14 protein-coding genes are annotated in these 13,036 nt (G+C 53.9%); 4 read left to right on the forward strand and 10 right to left on the reverse strand.

The features are described from left to right. Window positions 1-58: 58 nt before the first annotated feature. Window positions 59-448: an 8-oxo-dGTP diphosphatase MutT gene (gene mutT / locus ACA108_03620; protein XEX96647.1), complete on the forward strand. Its 390-nt coding sequence runs from the start codon at window positions 59-61 to the stop codon at window positions 446-448. Here the strand turns inward: mutT and yacG are convergent. Genes yacG through coaE form a run of 3 tightly spaced genes read right to left on the reverse strand, consistent with a single transcriptional unit; the run spans window position 445 to window position 2,014 of the window. Beyond that, the gene (gene yacG, locus ACA108_03625; GenBank protein ID XEX96648.1) at window positions 445-642 is read right to left on the reverse strand and encodes a DNA gyrase inhibitor YacG; all 198 of its coding nucleotides are present in this window, start codon (window positions 640-642) and stop codon (window positions 445-447) included. The two genes, mutT and yacG, sit on opposite strands and share 4 nt — an antisense overlap. A 9-nt stretch (window positions 643-651) precedes the next feature. Next, window positions 652-1,395: a cell division protein ZapD gene (gene zapD / locus ACA108_03630; protein XEX96649.1), complete on the reverse strand. Its 744-nt coding sequence runs from the start codon at window positions 1,393-1,395 to the stop codon at window positions 652-654. Next, on the reverse strand, window positions 1,373-2,014 hold the full coding sequence (coaE, locus tag ACA108_03635) for a dephospho-CoA kinase (GenBank protein XEX96650.1): 642 nt from the start codon (window positions 2,012-2,014) through the stop codon (window positions 1,373-1,375). The genes zapD and coaE overlap by 23 nt, the downstream gene beginning before the upstream one ends. Before the next feature lie 272 nt (window positions 2,015-2,286). On the opposite strand from coaE, the gene ACA108_03640 reads away from it, so the two are divergent. Further along, window positions 2,287-3,330: a GMP reductase gene (locus ACA108_03640; protein XEX96651.1), complete on the forward strand. Its 1,044-nt coding sequence runs from the start codon at window positions 2,287-2,289 to the stop codon at window positions 3,328-3,330. Window positions 3,331-3,360: 30 nt separating this feature from the next. Here the strand turns inward: ACA108_03640 and hofC are convergent, their stop codons facing one another. From hofC to nadC, 4 genes are all read right to left on the reverse strand, one after another. After that, window positions 3,361-4,566, reverse strand: a complete 1,206-nt coding sequence (gene hofC, locus ACA108_03645; GenBank protein ID XEX96652.1) for a protein transport protein HofC — start codon at window positions 4,564-4,566, stop codon at window positions 3,361-3,363. Continuing rightward, complete coding sequence (gene gspE / locus ACA108_03650) at window positions 4,559-5,944, reverse strand: type II secretion system protein GspE (protein ID XEX96653.1); 1,386 nt, start codon at window positions 5,942-5,944, stop codon at window positions 4,559-4,561. The genes hofC and gspE overlap by 8 nt, the downstream gene beginning before the upstream one ends. A 2-nt stretch (window positions 5,945-5,946) precedes the next feature. Further along, window positions 5,947-6,402 (reverse strand): prepilin peptidase-dependent pilin, encoded by a 456-nt coding sequence (gene ppdD, locus ACA108_03655; GenBank protein XEX96654.1) that lies wholly within the window; start codon window positions 6,400-6,402, stop codon window positions 5,947-5,949. Window positions 6,403-6,590: 188 nt separating this feature from the next. Next, window positions 6,591-7,481 (reverse strand): carboxylating nicotinate-nucleotide diphosphorylase, encoded by an 891-nt coding sequence (nadC, locus tag ACA108_03660; GenBank protein ID XEX96655.1) that lies wholly within the window; start codon window positions 7,479-7,481, stop codon window positions 6,591-6,593. Window positions 7,482-7,562: 81 nt separating this feature from the next. Here nadC and ampD point away from each other — a divergent pair, with 81 nt between their 5' ends. Both ampD and ampE read left to right on the forward strand, forming a co-directional pair. Continuing rightward, window positions 7,563-8,126, forward strand: coding sequence for a 1,6-anhydro-N-acetylmuramyl-L-alanine amidase AmpD (gene ampD, locus ACA108_03665; GenBank protein XEX96656.1), 564 nt, complete (start codon window positions 7,563-7,565; stop codon window positions 8,124-8,126). Next, entirely contained in the window at window positions 8,123-8,977 is an 855-nt protein-coding gene (ampE, locus tag ACA108_03670; protein ID XEX96657.1) for a beta-lactamase regulator AmpE, read from the forward strand. Before ampD ends, ampE begins: the two co-directional genes overlap by 4 nt. A gap of 20 nt (window positions 8,978-8,997) precedes the next feature. Here the strand turns inward: ampE and ACA108_03675 are convergent, their stop codons facing one another. The 3 genes from ACA108_03675 to aroP all read right to left on the reverse strand — a co-directional run bounded on the left by ACA108_03675 (window position 8,998) and on the right by aroP (window position 12,892). Then, window positions 8,998-9,948, reverse strand: a complete 951-nt coding sequence (locus tag ACA108_03675) for a family 43 glycosylhydrolase (GenBank protein XEX96658.1) — start codon at window positions 9,946-9,948, stop codon at window positions 8,998-9,000. Beyond that, on the reverse strand, window positions 9,948-11,354 hold the full coding sequence (locus ACA108_03680) for a glycoside-pentoside-hexuronide (GPH):cation symporter (protein XEX96659.1): 1,407 nt from the start codon (window positions 11,352-11,354) through the stop codon (window positions 9,948-9,950). The genes ACA108_03675 and ACA108_03680 overlap by 1 nt, the downstream gene beginning before the upstream one ends. A 164-nt stretch (window positions 11,355-11,518) precedes the next feature. Continuing rightward, window positions 11,519-12,892: an aromatic amino acid transporter AroP gene (gene aroP / locus ACA108_03685; protein ID XEX96660.1), complete on the reverse strand. Its 1,374-nt coding sequence runs from the start codon at window positions 12,890-12,892 to the stop codon at window positions 11,519-11,521. Between the last annotated feature and the right edge of the window lie 144 nt (window positions 12,893-13,036).

Here is a 13,036-nt window from a genome sequence, read left to right on the forward strand (position 1 = left end):
AGTGTTTGATCGAGGCGCAGCTTGCTGCGCCTTTTTTACAGGGATCATCTGAACAAAAATGAAACAGTTGAAAATTGCCGCCGGGATTATTCGCAATCCTCAGGGTGAAGTTTTTATCACGCGACGTCCCGCCGATGTGCATATGGCGAATAAACTGGAATTCCCGGGTGGAAAAATTGAAGCCGATGAAACGCCCGAGCAGGCGCTGGTCAGGGAGCTGGAAGAGGAAATTGGCATCACAGCCACGAGCTTCTCGCACTATGAAACCATTATCTGGGAAAAGGAAGAGCTGAATATCACCCTGTGGTTCTTTATGGTAGACAAATGGCAGGGTGAGCCCTGGGGCAGAGAAGGCCAGCATGGGCAATGGATTGCGGTGAATAAACTGGTCGCCAGCGAATTCCCTCCCGCCAACGAACCCGTCGTTAAAAAACTTCAGCAGCCTTAAGGCTGCTGTTCTTCACTCCAGCCGTCGCTATCGGAAAGGTCGCTGCTGCTGGGGATGCGTTTTTCTTCTGCAGCCCATTCGCCTAAATCAATCAGCTGGCAGCGCTTGCTGCAGAATGGACGGTAAGGGCTGGTTTCGTTCCAGATCACGGCTCGGCCGCAGCCCGGGCAATTTACAACGGTTTGTTCAGACATTACGCCTCCTTAACAGCACGCCAGATCAAAATCCAGACGCTCGGGAATAATTCCATGCTCGCTATCCAGCGGCAGAAAACGGATCGCAAAACGGCTCTTATGGCCTGAGATCTGCGGGTAAACCTGATCCACCAGTTCCATGCGCAATCGCAGCAGATCGGCGTCATCACCGTTGTCCTGGTAGAAGCCACTAAGGCTGGTCTGTTTACGCAGCGGTGCGGAATTACGAATGATATCAAGCAGTAAGTCCAGCGAGCTCTTAATCGGTTGCAGGCTGTTACGCCAGAGCTCTATTTGCTCGTCGCGCTTAGCCTGTGGCAGATGCAGCCAGAGATGCAGCGTAGGTAGGTCGAAGCTACAGCAGCCGCCGGGGATGCTGAGACGCTGACGGACAAGGGCGATAAGGCGGTCTTCACGCAAGTACTGCCCGATGCGCGGCGCTGACATTAACATGCTGCCGCGTTCTTTCAGCTGGCTGCGCATGGAATCTATAAGCTGCATATCGACGCCCGGTACCTCTGCCCAGTTCAGCAGCTTGCGCTGCTGGCGCTCAAGCTCTTTCAGAATGTCGGTACGGATCTCACCTCGCTCGAACACGTCAAGCAGTTCGCCGATACTGCGGAAAAAATGCAGGGCGCTGGCAGAGTCGGTGATGGGCAAAGCAGTTTCGAACTGCTGGATCAGAAATTCAATGCGCAGCCAGGTGCGCATTTTTTCATTCAGGGGGTGCTCATAAAGGATCTGAGTGGGCATTATTTTTGTCCAGTTGTGCGGCCTGACTCGCCAGCTTCAGGTAATGGCGGTGCAAACGGTCAACGTGTACGGCAACCTCATGGGGAGAGCCGTCGTTATTAATCACATCATCGGCAACGGCCAGGCGCTGTTCACGGGTTGCCTGTGCGGCAATGATCTGCTCGGCATGCTGGCGGCTAACCTTATCGCGGCCTGTGGTTCGCGCGATTTGTATTTCTGGCGATACATCTACCACCAGCACACGGTCCGCTTTATGCTGGAGGTGATTTTCGACCAATAGCGGCACCACCCATAGCGCATAGGGCGAACGGGCGTTACGAAGTTCTGTTTGAGTACGCTGGTGGATAAGCGGATGTAAAAGGGCATTAATCCACTGCTTTTCCTGCGCGTCAGCAAAGATTTTCTCGCGCAGCAGTCGGCGATTAAGTGAGCCGTCCGGCAGTAATATATCGTGACCAAAATGTGCTGAAATTTCACTCAGCGCAGGCTGCCCAGGTTCAACAACCTGACGGGCGATGACGTCAGCGTCTATTACGGCGATACCCAGGTGTGAAAAACTATTGGCGACGGTCGTTTTTCCGCTGCCTATTCCACCTGTTAATGCCACCGTATAAACCATATGTGCAGGACCTTAAATCTATTTTTAATCAATAAGATATGAAATTTTATGACCGGATAGAGTAAAGCAAAAAAAATGCATGAATGAAAATTCAGACTCCCCAGGCATCCTTTTGCTCTTTCACGGGTAAATTTTAACGATTGTAGCGTAAAAAAGACTGTTTTCGCAGTCTTGCGAAGCCATTATTAGTGCGTATGATAGCGTCACTGGAGTTGGCAGTTGTACCGCCGATAACGTTCCCGCGTCCATCGCCATTACCAGGAATCCGCAACATGCGTATTGAAGAAGATTTGAAGTTAGGTTTTAAAGACGTTCTGATTCGCCCGAAACGTTCCACGTTGAAAAGCCGCTCCGATGTAGAACTTGAGCGCCAGTTTACTTTCAAACATTCCGGTATTGCATGGTCTGGTGTGCCGATTATTGCGGCAAACATGGATACTGTGGGTACTTTCGGCATGGCGCAAGCGCTGGCCTCCTTCGATATCCTTACTGCTGTACACAAGCACTACTCCGTCGAGCAGTGGAGCAGCTTCGTTAAATCCGTCCCTGAAAATATTCTGCGCCACGTGATGGTGTCTACCGGGACGTCTGAAGCCGATTTCAATAAAACTAAACAGATTCTGGCGCTGCATCCTGGCCTTACCTTTATCTGTATCGATGTGGCTAACGGCTACTCTGAGCATTTTACCCAGTTCGTCAGCAAAGCGCGTGAAGCATGGCCAGACAAAACCATCTGCGCGGGTAACGTTGTGACAGGCGAGATGTGTGAAGAGCTGATTCTCTCCGGCGCAGATATCGTTAAAGTTGGCATCGGTCCAGGTTCCGTCTGTACGACGCGCGTGAAAACCGGCGTCGGTTATCCTCAGCTTTCTGCAGTCATTGAGTGTGCGGATGCGGCGCACGGCCTCGGCGGCCAAATCGTCAGTGACGGTGGTTGTACCGTCCCGGGCGACGTGGCAAAAGCCTTCGGTGGCGGCGCAGATTTCGTGATGCTCGGCGGTATGCTGGCTGGCCACGAAGAAAGCGGCGGTACCGTGGTTGAGGAGAACGGTGAGAAATTTATGCTGTTCTATGGCATGAGCTCTGAGTCCGCTATGACCCGTCACGTTGGTGGCGTTGCGCAGTACCGTGCGGCTGAAGGTAAAACTGTTAAGCTGCCGCTGCGTGGCCCAGTTGAAAACACGGCACGTGACATTATGGGCGGCCTGCGTTCAGCCTGTACCTATGTTGGCGCATCTCGTCTGAAAGAGCTGACTAAACGCACCACCTTTATCCGCGTTGCGGAACAAGAAAACCGCGTATTTAACAGTCTGTAAGTTAAGTATGGCGCAGCGCCCGCTGCGCCATTATCCTCCGTTCATTGCATCCCCCAGTTGAAATATCGGCAAATACATAGCGATGACAAGCGTGCCGATAATTAACCCAATGACTATCATCATGACGGGCTCAAGGGCCGCAGCCAGATTGTCGGCAAGCTCCTGCGTCTGACCATGGTGCCAGATAGCCAGCTTCTCCAGCATTAAATCCAGCGCGCCTGACTCTTCTCCGATGCGTATCATTTGTGCGCACAGGGGGGAAAAGCATCCGGCTGAACTTACTAATTGCCAGAAGGGCATGCCCTGCGCGACGTGGCGACCAAGCTGATTCATTACGTTTTTCCAGAAAATCGCAGGAATGGTCTGTTCCACAGCCGCCAGTCCCTGGAGGAGTGGAATACCTGCCTGCTGAGAAAGGGTAAGCGTCGTATAGATTTGGCTGAGCATTTGGCCCCGCCACAAAGGCGCAACCAGAGGGAGCCTGAGCAATAGCTTTTGCTCTTGCTCCTGCCAGTGAGGTTTTTGCTGGCGCAGGATCCCCCAGGATGTTACCAGAAGTATCAGTCCCGCAAGCCACCATGCACCCTGTGATATCACCCATTCTGACATCGCCATTACCCCGAGCGTGATGGCGGGCAGAGGTGCGTTAAACGAACGATATATTGTTGCAAACTCGGGAAGTACAAATCCCATCATGCCCGCCGTCACCGCTATTGCCACAGCCATAATAAAGAGCGGATAGCGCAATGCTTTCATCACTTTTTTATGCAGCTGATAAAGCTGCTCCTGTTGCTCTGCCAGGCGACGGGTGCATTCATCGAGCCTGCCCGTTAGCTCACCGATATGGACCAGGGCGATAAACAGTGGAGGAAATATCCCAGGCCACTGGCGAAGTGAATCAGAGAATGACATTCCCTGAGAGACCTGCTGCCCAATTCGCTGCAGCAACACTCGCCACTCGCTGTAAGGATGCTGGTTTGCCATTAGCGCCAGCCCATCGGCAAGCGAGATACCCGCCTGGAGAAGCGTAGCAAGCTGCCGAAAGAGCTGGATTTTCTGCTGGATATGCCAGCAACCGCGTCGCGCGTGGTCACTTTTATGTAAGCTAACTACCTGCAACTGTTGTTCCAGCAGTTGCATTACCAGCCCGGCCCGATCCTCTGCAAGCGTTGCGCCCTTCTGAAGCTGTCCGTGTTGATCGACGGCTTTCCAGTGCCAGATAACCACTTTAGCCATGGGATACCCCCAGCACGCGGTAGACCTCTTCCAGGGTTGTCTGCTCCTGCGACACGGCCAGGCAGCCGCTTTCAAAAAGGCTGACCATGCCCTGCTGGCGGGCGATATTTTCAAGTTCGCTCAGTGGCGCTCCACTGGCAATAGCGATACGCAGCGCGTTATCTATCTGCAGGATTTCGAACAGGGCGGTACGGCCATAAAATCCGCCATAACAACGCTCGCAGCCTACGGCTTGCAATTCTGGAAGAGGATTGGGCCAGCTGCCCGGCGGTAGGATGTTTTTATGTGTCCCACTTCTTTTACAGTAGGGACAAAGTTTGCGCACCAGACGCTGGGCAATCACCAGATTAAGTGCGGAGGCCAGCAGCCAGCGGGCGATACCCATCTGTTCAAGGCGAATCACCGTTTCGATTGTCGAGTTTGTATGCAGCGTTGAGAGAACAAGGTGTCCCGTCTGGGCTGCCTTGATCGCTATTTCTGCCGTGTCGCCATCGCGTATCTCCCCAATCATAATGACATCGGGATCCTGACGCAGTAGGGCGCGAAGCACGTTCTGAAAATTCAGCCCGGCTTTAATATTGACCTGAGTCTGGTTGAGTCCTGGCAGTGGAATCTCTACTGGATCCTCAACGCTGCAAACGTTGGTACCTGTTTGGTTTAACGCATTGAGAGCGCTGTAGAGGGTAATTGTTTTGCCGCTGCCCGTTGGGCCGGTCACCAGGATCATGCCCTGCGGCCAGGCCAGCGCCGACTGGAACAGTTTTGTGTCGCGAGACGACATGCCCAGCGCACAAATATCCAGCGGCTGTTCGGTTTGCTGGAGAAGTCGCAGGACGACCTTTTCCCCATAGCGAACCGGAAGGGTTGAGATACGGAAGGAGGCTTTACTGCCTCCGATGTCCATGTCCATTTGCCCGTCCTGCGGCAGGCGGCGTTCAGCAATATCAAGATTACCGAGCACCTTAAGCCTGGCCGTAAAGGCAGCAGAGAGGTGGATGGGCAGAGCAGGCTGTAACTGCAACACGCCATCGATACGCAGACGGATCCGGTAATGCTGCTCCGTGGGTTCAAAATGAATGTCAGAGGCGCGCAGCGAGATGGCCTTTTGCAACGTCTCGTTCAGTAAGGTTACAACCGACAGGCCACCTTCCGGCGATGCCTCGGGTTGTACCCTTGCGGCAAGGTGCATGGCCTTCTCCAGCCGCTCCATAGGCCAGACCTCAAGTTCAATATGCTTGTCGCTGACAAAGCGGAGCGCCTCAAACATCTGTGCCGGAGGATTCGGCGCGGCTGCAATCCTCAGGCGAGTCTCCTCTTCGGCCAGCAGTACAGCGTTGAACTGCGAGCATAAAGCGAGGATCTGCGGGCTGGTCTGCATGGTTATTCCCCTGCTGGCGCTGGCTCGTTGTCAAAACGGAAGACTTCTTCACAGGCTTGTTTTAACGAGCCGTCGTCCGCCACGGAGCAGGCGCGGGTCCAGCTTTTTACGCCTTCGGCATTTGACCAGACGGGCGTCAGCGTGACGGAGAGGCCATTGAGGGTTTCCTGTCCGTTCAAAGCGATCACGCCCTGATTAACCGTCAGGCTGCTGACATAACGCGTTGACCTGACGGCTGGAATGCTGTTGCTGCCTGCATTACACGGCGTGACGCTTCCCCGGTCGATGGCGCAAAGCTCTACCGCCGTTCGATAAGGGAGGAAGGTTTGCAGCATATCGGTGAGCGCCGCTTTGCGAAGGTAGTTCTGGTAGGCAGGTATGCCGATGGCGCTAAGAATGGCAATGATGCCAATGACAACCATCAGTTCGATGAGGGTAAATCCCTGCTGTTTTTGCATATGTCGCTCCTTGTGAAAGAAATGACACTTTGCCAATGGTGATCTCCTCTGGCGAGAAGCAAAAGGGACTTCAGGAAGAGGCCTTCCAGCCTTTTTTCATGAGTTGCAGAAACTGACAGATACTGTGCGAGGCGTTACGCAAAACGAGAGGTTCAGACGGGCCAGATGGCCCATCTGAAGGAAAAGCATTAGCGGAAACGCATGGAAAGGTCGAGGGCACGGACATGCTTGGTGAGCGCACCAACGGAGATAAAATCAACCCCGGTCTGGGCGAACTCACGAATAGTTTCTTTCGTGACGTTGCCGGAGACTTCCAGCCGGGCTTTACCCGCGGTCAGCGCGACGGCCCGGCGCATTTGCTCAACGTCGAAGTTGTCCAGCATGATGATATCGGCCCCGGCTTTTAAGGCCTGCTCCAGCTCGTCAAGCGACTCGACTTCAACTTCAACCGGCACGTCGGGATGCAGCCAGAACGCTTTTTCTACGGCCTGGCGAATCGAACCCGAAGAGATGATGTGGTTCTCTTTAATCAGGAAGGCGTCCGACAGGCCCAGGCGATGGTTGCTGCCGCCACCGCAGAGTACGGCGTATTTCAGGGCGGTGCGCAGGCCCGGTAGGGTTTTGCGGGTATCCAGCAGTTGGGTATTCGTCCCTTCCAGCAGGTCAACGTAAGTGCTGACTTCGCTCGCTACCCCGGACAACGTCTGCACGAAGTTCAGCGCGGTACGTTCGCCGGTAAGCAGCACGCGCGATGGCCCATCCAGCTCGAACAGCGGCTGGTTTGCCGTCACTTTTTGCCCGTCTTTTACATGCCATTTCACCGTTACGTCGCCGCCGAGCTGGATAAAGACTTCTTCAACCCAGCGCTTGCCGCAGAAGATGCCATCTTCGCGGGTGATGACCACCGCATGGGATAAGTGGCCTTCGGGCAGCAGCTGAGCGGTAATGTCTTTATTGGGGTCAACGTCACCGCCCAGGTCTTCGCGCAGGGCGAAGGAAACGGCCTGTGGGATATCAAGGCTTATACGGTCGAGAAGCTCGTCACGTCGGCGGTCTGGGTTATAACGGCGGGGCGGCATAAAAACTCCGAAATGGCAAAGTTAAGGTCGAAACATGCTACTCTGATGCGACGTCGAGTACCACTCAAAGGAGAACCCCGCATGCAGCTTTTAGACGGCTGGCTGGTGGACGTGAAGCATGTCCCTTCCCCCCATTTTGATTGCCGACCAGAGGATGAATCCCCTTCGCTGCTGGTGGTGCATAACATCAGTTTGCCACCGGGTGAATTTGGTGGTCCATGGATTGATGCGCTGTTTACCGGCACGCTGGATCCTGACGCACATCCGTATTTTGCCGATATCTCACATTTGCGCGTCTCCGCGCATTGCCTGATTCGCCGCGACGGTGAGATTGTGCAGTATGTTCCGTTTGATAAACGAGCCTGGCATGCGGGAGTCTCGGTTTATCAGGGACGCGAACGCTGTAATGATTTTTCCATCGGCATTGAGCTGGAGGGAACGGATACCATCCTCTACACTGACGAGCAATATCAGCAGCTTGCTGCGCTTACCCGTCTATTAATCGTCTCTTATCCCGCCATGGTGGATAACATGACAGGCCACTGCGATATCGCGCCCGTACGAAAAACCGATCCGGGCCCCTCTTTTGATTGGCCGCGTTTTCGCCAGTCGGTAGAAATTAAGGCGAATAAGGAAATGAGATGACGCTGTTTACCCTTTTGCTGGTCATTATCTGGGAACGGTTGTTCAAGATGGGGCAGCACTGGCAGTTGGATCATCGCCTGGAGGTGGTATTCGGACGCATGAAGCACTTTTCGCTGTTCCGCACGCTGCTGATGACGGCACTCTGCATGCTGGTTGTGTACCTGTGTATTCGGGGCCTGCAGGGGCTGTTCTTTAACGTGCCGCTGCTGGTGTTCTGGATTGCTCTGGGTGTCCTGTGCATCGGCGCAGGCCCGGTTCGTATGCATTATCATGAGTATCTGAAAGCTGCGGGCCATGACGATCTCCCCGCCAGAGAAAAAATGGCCGGGGAGCTTACGCTGATTCACGGCATTCCTCCTGAGTGTGACGAACGCGAGTATCTGAAAGAGTTACAAAACGGCCTGCTGTGGATTAACTTTCGCTATTACCTTGCACCGCTGTTCTGGTTTGTCGTCGGCGGCGTGTGGGGGCCGGTTACGCTTGCGGGTTACGCGTTTTTGCGCGCCGGGCAAACATGGCTTGCCCGGCACCATACGCCGCACCAGCGTCTGCTTTCTGGCATCGATGTGATATTGCACGTGCTTGACTGGGTGCCGGTGCGTTTGGTGGGGGTAGTCTACGCACTGATTGGGCACGGCGAGAAAGCGCTGCCTGCATGGTTTGCTTCTCTTGCGGACCGCCATACCCAGCAGTATCAGGTTCTGACGCAGCTGGCGCAGTATTCGCTGGCTCGTGAGCCCCATCTGGACAAGGTCAAAACGCCAAAAGCGGCGGTTTCTATGGCTAAGAAAGCGTCGCTCGTGGTGGTGGTTGTAGTGGCTCTGCTGACAATATACGGGACTCTCGTTTAAGAGAGGTCGTATGATTTTATTCAGTGACTGTCGGCAGGCGGTATGCCAAATACGGGCACACCATCATCATTCCAGCTAATGATTTTCAGGCGTGTATGGCGATTCGGGTCGTATAGCGGGTCGCCCTCGATTTCCGTGTAGTTTCTTGCGTGATAAACCAGCACGTCCTCACCGTCTTTCGTTCTGGTAAAACTATTGTGGCCCGGGCCGTACTGCTTGTTTTCGTAGCTGGTGGTGAATACCGGCTGCGGGGATTTGTGCCAGTTCTCCGCTTTTGTGGGGTCCGCCGCCATATCAATCCACAGCAGCCCGATACAGTAGTTCTCATCGGTGGCGCTGGCGGAATAGCTCACAAATAGCCTCTCCCCGTGCGTGATAACCGCTGGACCTTCATTAACCAAAAATCCCCGACATTCCCACTCCTGCTCTGGTTTACTCAGCATGACCGGCTCGCCTTTTATTGACCACGGCGTGTCCATTTCGGCGAGATAAATATTAGAGTTGCCCGGTATGTGCGGGGATTTTTGCGCCCACAAATACCACTGCCTGCCCTGATGGTTAAATGTCGTCGCGTCCAGACAGAAGGTGTCGAAATGGGTTTTTACCTGGCCCTTCTCAATCCATTTTCCCGTCAGCGGGTCCGCATCCGCGCATTCCAGCGCAAACATGCGGTGCTGGAACATCCCCAAAGAATCGAACGCTTTGGTGTGGGCTGCCGCGAAATAGATGTACCACTTGCCTTCGATGACGTGCAGCTCAGGTGCCCAGATGAGCTCGCTCATCGGCCCGTTTTCATGTTTACGCCATACCACCACCGGGTTTGACTGCGGCAGGGCTTCCAGCGACGAGGCCCGGCGGATCTCCAGCCGATCGTATTCAGGTACCGAAGCAATAAAGTAGTACCAGCCGTCATGGAGCAGAATAAACGGATCGGCCCGCTGTTCGATAAAAGGATTTGCCCAGTTACTCATTACACGTTCCTCAGGTTTTCAGTTGGGTGGATCTCCGGGCGATCGTTTAGCTCGCGGTAGCTGATGCGGCGTTTTTCCAGATCCAGCTGAATTTGTTTCATTAATTCACGATCGACTTTCAGCAGGCGGACCACGCCCGCAGTGATGAGATAGCCCACGCCGGGGATAATAGTAAACAGCATCACGATGCCGTTAAGCGCTTCCGGCCCCTGTTGTTTTAAGCTCGCATCATAACCATACCAGGAGAGCAGGAAGCCAACCATCGCGCCCGCCACGGCCAGGCCGCATTTAAGGAAGAACAGGTTGCCGGAAAAGCTGATCCCGGTGATGCGTTTGCCGGTTTTCCACTCACCGTAATCATCTACGTCGGCCATCAGTGACCAGTGAAGCGGGGAAGGAAGCTGGTGCAGGATGTTCAGTATGAAATAGGCGACCAGAATCAGCGTCGTGGCATGCGGGTCAAGGAAATAGAAGCCGCAGGAGAAAAGGGTCAGGATGATGTTGGTCCAGAAGAACACTTTGAGTTTGCAGTATTTATCGGTAAGCGGTTTTGCAAGCGCACTACCAATCATCATGCCGACCACGCCAAGGCTGATAAACATACTCGCAAACGAGGTGGATTTTTCCATCACCCATGTTACGTAGTACATGGTGGCGGCCATACGAATAAAGCCGGGACACACGTTGCAGAAGGTTAACAGGAGGATCCGCACCCACTGATCGTTTTTCCAAACATCTTTTAGATCGGCCTTCAGAGCATGTTTCGACGGAATGGCTGGCTTAATACGTTCTTTCACCGTGGCGAAGCAGAACAGGAACATGAAGAGAGCGATGATCGCCATCACGCCCATCGACATTTGATACCCTTTGGCCTTATCCGCGCCCCCAAACCAGTCCGCCATCGGCAACAGGGTGGAGGAGAGAATCAGCGTCGCAATACCTACCATAAAGAAGCGGTATGACTGGCAGGCCACGCGTTCATGCGGATCGGCTGTTATCACACCGCCCAGCGAGCAGTAAGGAATGTTGATGGCGGTATAGGTGAGCGACATAAGGAAATAGGTCACAAAGGCATAGACAACCTTGCTATCGTAGCTCCACTCTGGCGTGGTGAACATCAGGACGCTAAACAGAACGTACGGCAGGGAAATCCACAGCAGCCAGGGACGAAATCTCCCCCAGCGCGAAGTAGTACGATCGGCGATAGCTCCCATAATCGGGTCGGTTACGGCATCAATCACCCGCACGGATAACAGCAGCACGCCGACCAGCGCCGGGGCCAGCCCAAATACATCAGTATAAAAATAATTAAGAAACAGCATGATGGCGCCGCCAATCATGTTGCATCCGGCATCGCCCATCCCGTAGCCGATTTTTTCACGGACAGATAATTTACTGTTTTCCATCGCTACCACTCCAGAACTTGATATGGACAAGATTATTGTGCCGAAGCTTCAGAAATGCGCGGCAGGAAACCGTCAAAGGGATGGACAATCGTGTCATGAAGGGGAAAGTGTGAAGCAGATAACAAAGCGCCCGGACTGACCGGGCGCTTTTCACTGCCTGAAAATCAGGCTCTTACGGATTTACGGCTTTGTTGAGTTTTAATCCAGTAGCCGATGGCCAGGATCAGTACCCAAACCGGGATCAGCCAGACTGAAATCGCCATCCCCGGCGTAATCGCCATAATCACCAGAATCGCGGCCATGAATATCAGGCAAACCCAGTTCCCCAACGGATAGAAGAGGGCAGGAAAACGCGTTTTCACACCCTGCTGATCTTTCTTACGGCGGAACTTGATGTGCGCGAGGCTAATCATGGCCCAGTTGATCACCAGCGCGGAAACCACCAGCGCCATCAGTAGGCCGAAGGCTTCGCCCGGCATCAGATAGTTAATCAGCACGCACAGGGCGGTTGCGATGGCAGAAACCAGAATCGTCGTTACCGGTACGCCGCGGCGGTCAACTTTTAGCAGCGCTTTCGGGGCGTTGCCCTGCTGTGCCAGGCCGAACAGCATGCGGCTGTTGCAGTAGACGCAGCTGTTATAAACGGACAGCGCCGCCGTCAGAATGACGATGTTCAGCGCGTTGGCTACGAACGAATCGCCCAACTCATGGAAGATAAGAACGAACGGGCTGGTATCTGCGGTTACGCGAGTCCACGGCATCAGGGACAGCAGTACGGCCAGCGAGCCAACATAGAAAATCAGGATACGGTAGATAACCTGGTTAGTAGCTTTTGGAATGCTGACCTCAGGGTTGTCGGCTTCGGCAGCGGTAATACCAACCAGCTCCAGGCCGCCAAACGAGAACATTATAATGGCCATCATCATGACCAGCCCCGTCATGCCGTGGGGCAAGAACCCGCCCTGTTCCCACAAATTGCGCACTGTTGCCTGTGGTCCAGCGGTATCGCTGAACAGCAGCCAGCCGCCGAAGAGAATCATTGCTACAACGGCAACAACCTTGATGATTGCAAACCAGAACTCCATTTCGCCAAACACTTTGACGTTGGTGAGGTTGATGGCGTTGATCAGCACAAAGAAGGCGGCAGCGGAAGCCCAGGTTGGAATTTCAGGCCACCAGAACTGCACGTATTTGCCCACAGCGGTCAGCTCAGCCATAGCTACCAGCACGTAAAGCACCCAGTAGTTCCAGCCGGAAGCAAAGCCCGCAAATCCGCCCCAGTATTTATAGGCAAAATGGCTGAATGAACCGGCTACGGGCTCTTCTACGACCATTTCGCCGAGCTGGCGCATAATTAAAAACGCGATAAATCCTGCGATTGCGTAGCCGAGAATAATCCCCGGACCCGCCGACTGGATGACGGATGCGCTGCCCAGAAACAGGCCTGTGCCGATTGCTCCACCTAACGCGATGAGCTGAATATGGCGGTTTTTAAGGCCGCGCTTTAGCGTGTCGCCGCCCTGCTGATGACCATCCATCGATAAACCTCGTGATTGTGGTTGTTCTTATACGCTCGTAACGGCGTGTGTAATTTTGTGGTTCCGTAAGGTGTAGTCTTTATTTTACGGTTGTTAATTTCAATATTTTTAGTAAGGGGGTACCGCAGCGCCAAGAATAGTGGT

This window comes from Dryocola sp. LX212, assembly GCA_041504365.1.
In the GTDB taxonomy this organism is placed as follows: Bacteria; Pseudomonadota; Gammaproteobacteria; order Enterobacterales; family Enterobacteriaceae; genus Dryocola.